This is a genomic window from Ideonella sp. P3_A4, assembly GCF_056403075.1.
This window is the reverse complement of record NZ_JBFUGE010000389.1, coordinates 1-5,730: the sequence shown is the minus strand read 5'-3', so window position 1 is coordinate 5,730 and position 5,730 is coordinate 1. Positions and strand designations below refer to the sequence as shown.

The following is a 5,730-nucleotide window of genomic DNA, read 5'->3' as shown; positions in this document are numbered from 1 at the left end:
GTTCATGGGCCTGGACCGGGCGGCCTACACGGCAGGCCATCGGGGCTTGCAGCTGCTGGCGCGAGCTGGCGACGACGAGCGGTTGCTGCACCTTCTGCCATTGCATGCGCGGACGCTGGCCAAGCTCGGTCGTGCAGCCGATGCTTTCGACACCTTGGACCGAGGCTGGCGGTTGCTTACCAAGCTGGGCGACGACCCACGGGCCCATTGCCGATTCTGGAGCAATGCCGCTGGGACATACGCCGCCCTTGAATTGCATGACGACATGCTCGCTTGCGTCGAACGAAGCGCCGCGCTGGCGCCCTTGATCGACGATGCCGCCACAGCCGCGACGGCGGTCAGCAACCTGCTAAGCGTGCGTCAGCTCTTGTTGAGAACCCGGCACGCCAGTTGGGAGGACATGCGAGCGGCCTATGAAGAAGTGCGCCGCCATATCGATGCACTCGTCGCGCAGGGGCGCCAGCAGTTGGTTCTGGCGTTGGCCGTCGAATGTGCCCGAACCTTGATGTCGGTCCAACGCTGGGATGAAGCGCGTGAAGTGCTGCGGGCGGGCCGCGCAGCCTCGATCGCTGCCGAGATCGGCCCCCGTCTGGCCGACATCGAATTGCGACTGGCACAGCTGGAGAGACTGACCGGTCAATACCGGCTTGCCAGCGTTCACATCAAGGCCGCACAGGCATTGGCCGAGCAGCAAGGCGACCCGGCGCTACGCGCCGAAGTGCACCTGGAGAACTGCCTGCTACTGGAGGCCCAGGGGCATTGGCGGCATGCGCTGGACGCTCACCGCGAGTACGCGGCGGCCAGGGAAGCGTTGCACGCCGGCCAAGGCAGCTCTCACTGGGAGGCTCTCGCCGAACGCCTGAGAGTCAAGCGTGAGCGCTCGGAGCCTGAGTTCATGCGCCTGCTCCGTGGCGACGGTGCTATCGATCCTTCTGGCGATCGGTTGGCTGATGAGTCAGCCGGCGCCGTGGCTGCCGATCCGGACACGGTGGCCTTGCATCAACGTGACGAATTCAGAAGACAGATCGGGCAATGGCGGGCGGATCGGCCGGCGAACACGCCATTGATCGTCATGATCGGCGGCATCGACGGCTTCCTGAAGCTGCGTTTGCGGCACCCGCCCGCGGTGGCGCTCCAGGTGCTTTCAACTACAGGTCAGTTGCTTCGCAGGCACCTGAGACCGTTGGACTTGCTGACACCGTGGGAAGAGGGCGAGTTCGCCGTGGCGGTCGGGGTCGGTCCGTCGATGGACGAATCGATCAAGACGGCGGCCCGCCTGAGCGACATCATCGAACACCACGATTGGTCGTCGCTGGCCGCAGACCTGAGCGTACGAATGAGCGTGGGGGTGGCTTCGTTTGGCAGCGCTGAGGACTTCGACGACGCGATGTTGCGCGCGTCGTGGGCGTTGCACGACGCGCGGCAGGAGGCGATCGGGCGGGTGCGGGCGATGTGGTGACTTACCCGCCGATCGCCCTGCGCTTGTCGAAGGCCTTCGACAGGCTCAGCCCGAACGGGCCAGCGCCTACTGCTTGTGATCCACGCCCACCATCCAGCCCACGCCGAACTGGTCGGTCAGCATGCCGAAGCAGGGTGACCAGAAGGTCTTGCCGAGCGGCATCTCGACCTTGCCGCCTTGTGCCAGCGCGTCGAAGGTCTTGTGCGCTTCGGCTTCGGTGGCGTAGCTGAGGGACAGCGAGAAGCCCTTGAACGGCTTGTCGCCCGAAGGCGGCGCGTCCGAGGCCATCAACATCGAGTCGCCGATGCGAAAGCTCGCGTGCATGATCGCGTCGCCGGGCATTGGCGGGCAGTCGGCCGGCGGCGGCTCGGGGCTTTCCGACATGCGCATCATGAAGTCGACGCTGGCACCCAGCGTCTTCTTGTAGAACTCGATCGCCTGCTCGGCGCGGCCGTCGAAGAAAAGGTAGACATTCACGCTCATGGGTCTCTCCTGATGGGTGGACGAAGCCACTCACCATACGCGTGAGGCCGCCGGACGCCAAGCCTTGGCAGCGCGAACTACGAATACGCGCGACGAACGCAGGCCGCCGTGGACCGAGTCAGGGCACCTCGTGCCCGGTCGACGCGCTCCAGATGCGGTACCAGTCGTCCGCACTCAGCTTCACGTTCAGCGCGGCAACGGCTTCGTCCGAGGCGCTGAGCCGGCGTGAGCCGATCACCGGGATCGGCTGGCAGGGCAGGCGCAGCAGCCAGGCGATTGCCAGCGTGGTGGTCGAGACACCGAGGCGCGCGCCGATCTCGCCCATCACCCAGCGCACGCGGTGCGCGGCCTCGGTGTCGGCGCTGAAGAGCTGACCACCGGCCAGCGGCGACCAGATCATCGGCCGCGCGCGCAGGCGCTGCGCCTGGTCGAAGGTGCCGTTATGGATCGGTGCCAGCTGCAGCGGTGAACACTCGACCTGGTTGGTTTCGAGGCGGATGCGGCTGTTCAGCAGCTCGTACTGCTGCACGGTGAAATTCGAGACACCGAAGTGCAGCACCTTGCCGTCGCGCTGCAGGCGCTCGAAGGTAGCGGCCACTTCGTCGGCATCCATCAGCGCATCGGGCCGGTGGATCAGCAGCAGGTCGATGCGGTCGGTGTGCAGTGCGCGCAGGCTGTTCTCGACCGACGCGGTGATGTGCGCCGCGGAGGTGTCGTAGCAATGGGTCTCGTGCGCCGGCCGCGCCGGGCCGGTCAGCTTGATGCCGCACTTGGTGACCAGCTGCATCCGATCGCGCAGCCCGGGCGAGTGAGCCAACGCTTCACCGAACAGCGCCTCGACCTGGTAGCCGCCGTAGATGTCGGCATGGTCGAAGCTGGTCAGGCCGCGCTCGATGTTGCCTTCGATCCAGCTGACGCGTTGGCCAACGTTGAAATCCCATTCGGCCAGGCGCCAGGCGCCGGCGACCAATGGGGACAGCTTCAATGCAGAGGTGTCGGGCATCACTTTTGCCGGGGTTCGCGCGGAACACGGCCCATCAGGTAGAACTCGTCATTGGGGCGCAGGCCGATCAGGTTGGCCATGCGGTTCGACAGGCCGAAGAACGCGGCGATCGCGCCGATGTCCCAGGCGTCTTCGTCGGTGAAGCCGTGCCCGCGCAACGCTGAGTAGTCGGCCTCTTCGATCTCGTCGGCGTGCAGGCAGACCTTCATCGCGAAGTCCAGCATCGCGCGCTGGCGCGGCGTGATGTCGGCCTTGCGGTGGTTCACGGCGATCTGGTCGGCGATCAGCGGCTTCTTTTCGTAGACCCGCAAGATCGCGCCATGCGCGACGACGCAGTACAGGCAGCGGTTGGCGCCCGAGGTGGCGACGACGATCATCTCGCGCTCGCCCTTCGACAGCCCGCCGCCTTCCTTCAGCAGCAAGGCATCGTGATAGGCCAGGAAGGCGCGCATCTCGGCCGGCCGATGGGCCAGTGCGAGGAAGACGTTGGGCACGAAGCCGGCCTTTTCCTGCACCTCGAGGATGCGCTGGCGCAGGTCTTCGGGCAGCTCGGCGAGGGTCGGGACGGGGAAGCGGCTGATCGGGGGCTGGTTACTCATGGCGACAGACGGAACAGGCGTGGCCGAGGGCGTGATGGTATGCCGCCGGGGACGCGCCCCTAAAATGCGCCGCGCCAGACCTTGACAACAGACGCCGGGGGGAACCTTCGGCCCACAGCATGACTCGATCAGCCCCTATGTGGTCCCGACGACATTGGATGGGCGCGCTCGGCGCCCTGGGTGGCGCTGCCGCGCTGCCGGCGCAAGCCGAGTTCCGGGTGGAGATCTCCGGCATCGGCGCCACGCAACTGCCGATCACGCTGCTGCGTTTTCGCGGTGAAGAGCAAGGCGGCGAGAACCTGATCTCGGCCATCATCAAGGCCGACCTGGAACGCAGCGGCGCGTTCCGCTTCGTCGACGCGCCGTTGAACATCGACGAAACCGGTTCGCCCGGCTTTGCCGACCTGCGCAGCCGCAACACCGACGCGCTGGTGGCCGGCTCGGTCAGCAAGCTGGTCGATGGCCGATTCGACGTGCGCTACAAGCTGTGGGATGTCGTCAAGGGTGCCGACCAAGGCGGCCAGAGCCTGGCTGTGCCGGCGGCCGACCTGCGTCTGGCGGCCCACCGCATCGCCGACGCGATCTACGAAAAACTGACCGGCGAGAAGGGCGTGTTCGCGACCCGCATCGCCTTCGTCACCAAGGGCGGTGGCCGCTACACGCTGCGCGTGGCCGATGCCGACGGTGAAGGCGGCCAGGTGCCGCTGACCAGCCCCGACCCGATCATCTCGCCCGCGTGGTCACCCGATGGCCACGAGTTGGCCTATGTGTCGTTCGAGACGCGCAAGCCGGTGGTCTGGGTGCAGGACATGGCCACGGGCCAGCGCCGCATGGTCGCCAACTTCAAGGGCTCGAACAGCGCGCCGGCCTGGTCGCCGGACGGACGCGAGCTGGCGGTCACGTTGTCACGCGACGGTGGCTCGCAGCTGTTCCTGATCAACCGCGACGGCACGAACCCGCGCCGCATCACGCAAAGCCATGCGATCGACACTGAGCCGGTGTTCAGCCCCGACGCCAAGTCGATCTACTTCGTCAGCGACCGCGGCGGCAGCCCGCAGATCTACCGCCAGCCGGTGGGCGGCGGTGGCGCCGAGCGCGTCACCTTCCAGGGCAGCTACAACGTCAGCCCTGCCATCAGCCCCGATGGCCGCACAATGGCCTTCGTGCAGCGTCAGGGCAGCGGCGCCTTCAAGGTCATGACGATGGACCTGGCTGGCGGTACGGTCCAGTCGGTCAGCGACACCAACGACGACGAGAGCCCGAGCTTCTCGCCCAATGGCCGCTTCATCATTTATGCGACCCGCGCCTCAGGGCGAGAGCTGTTGATGACCACCACCCTGGATGGCAAGATCAAGACGAGGCTGTTGACCAGCGGCCTCGATATCCGCGAGCCGGTCTGGGGCCCTTACGGCAGGTAAGGGCGCCCAGGCGCATCGCAAACAATCACGTCAACGAAGGAGAGAGCCGTGAAGGTCAAGTGGAACGTTGGGGCTGGCGCGATGTCGGCATTGGCACTGGTCTGGCTGGCGGGCTGCAGCTCGACGAAGCTGGATGAACCCGCACCGGTCGAAAACCGTACGCCGACCGAAGTGGGCGCGAACAACAACACCACCAAGCCCGCCGAGAGCGCGGTCAAGACGGTGGACCTGAACGCCAACGCGGTGCCGCCGGCAGGCCTGGGCCGCACGGTGTACTTCGACTTCGACAGCTTCGTTGTCAAGGACGAGTTCCGCCCGATCGTCGAAGGCTTTGCCAAGTACCTCGGTGCGAACAAGGCCAAGAAGATGCAGGTCGAAGGCCACACCGACGAGCGTGGCAGCCGCGAATACAACCTGGCCCTGGGCCAGAAGCGCGCGGAAGCGGTGCAGAAATCGATGCTGCTGGTCGGCGCGACCGAAGGCCAGCTGGAAGCCGTGAGCTATGGCGAAGAGCGCCCGGCCGCCCAAGGCAGCGACGAGGCCGCCTGGGCCAAGAACCGCCGCGCCGAGCTGAAGGACCGCTGACCCCATGCTGCTTGCCCGACACATGTTGCGTACCGTCGCGCTTGGCGCGTTGATGGCCGTTTGGCTGCCCGCTCAGGCGGGCATGTTCGACGACGACGAGGCGCGCAAAGCCATCCTCGACCTGCGCAGCAAGGTGACCCAGGGCGAGCAGCAACGCGGCGAACTGGCGGCGCAGGTGAAGCA

The 5,730-nt window shown here is 66.4% G+C and carries 6 protein-coding genes; 3 read left to right on the top strand and 3 right to left on the bottom strand.

The features are described from left to right. Positions 1–46 precede the first annotated feature (46 nt). Entirely contained in the window at positions 47–1,459 is a 1,413-nt protein-coding gene (locus AC1DYI_RS24885; protein ID WP_477206814.1) for a diguanylate cyclase domain-containing protein, read from the top strand. Between the two features lie 66 nt (positions 1,460–1,525). Here AC1DYI_RS24885 and AC1DYI_RS24880 read toward each other — a convergent pair whose 3' ends face one another. The 3 genes from AC1DYI_RS24880 to AC1DYI_RS24870 form a co-directional block, all read right to left on the bottom strand. After that, entirely contained in the window at positions 1,526–1,942 is a 417-nt protein-coding gene (locus AC1DYI_RS24880; protein ID WP_477206813.1) for a VOC family protein, read from the bottom strand. A gap of 118 nt (positions 1,943–2,060) precedes the next feature. Further along, on the bottom strand, positions 2,061–2,945 hold the full coding sequence (locus AC1DYI_RS24875) for an aldo/keto reductase (RefSeq protein WP_477206812.1): 885 nt from the start codon (positions 2,943–2,945) through the stop codon (positions 2,061–2,063). After that, positions 2,945–3,544: a peroxidase-related enzyme gene (locus AC1DYI_RS24870; RefSeq protein ID WP_477206811.1), complete on the bottom strand. Its 600-nt coding sequence runs from the start codon at positions 3,542–3,544 to the stop codon at positions 2,945–2,947. Before AC1DYI_RS24870 ends, AC1DYI_RS24875 begins: the two co-directional genes overlap by 1 nt. Before the next feature lie 158 nt (positions 3,545–3,702). Between AC1DYI_RS24870 and tolB the strand changes: the two genes are divergently transcribed. Both tolB and pal read left to right on the top strand, forming a co-directional pair. Then, the gene (gene tolB, locus AC1DYI_RS24865; protein ID WP_477206810.1) at positions 3,703–4,962 is read left to right on the top strand and encodes a Tol-Pal system beta propeller repeat protein TolB; all 1,260 of its coding nucleotides are present in this window, start codon (positions 3,703–3,705) and stop codon (positions 4,960–4,962) included. An 81-nt stretch (positions 4,963–5,043) separates the two neighbouring features. Beyond that, positions 5,044–5,547: a peptidoglycan-associated lipoprotein Pal gene (gene pal, locus AC1DYI_RS24860; protein ID WP_477206815.1), complete on the top strand. Its 504-nt coding sequence runs from the start codon at positions 5,044–5,046 to the stop codon at positions 5,545–5,547. The last annotated feature ends 183 nt before the right edge of the window (positions 5,548–5,730 follow it).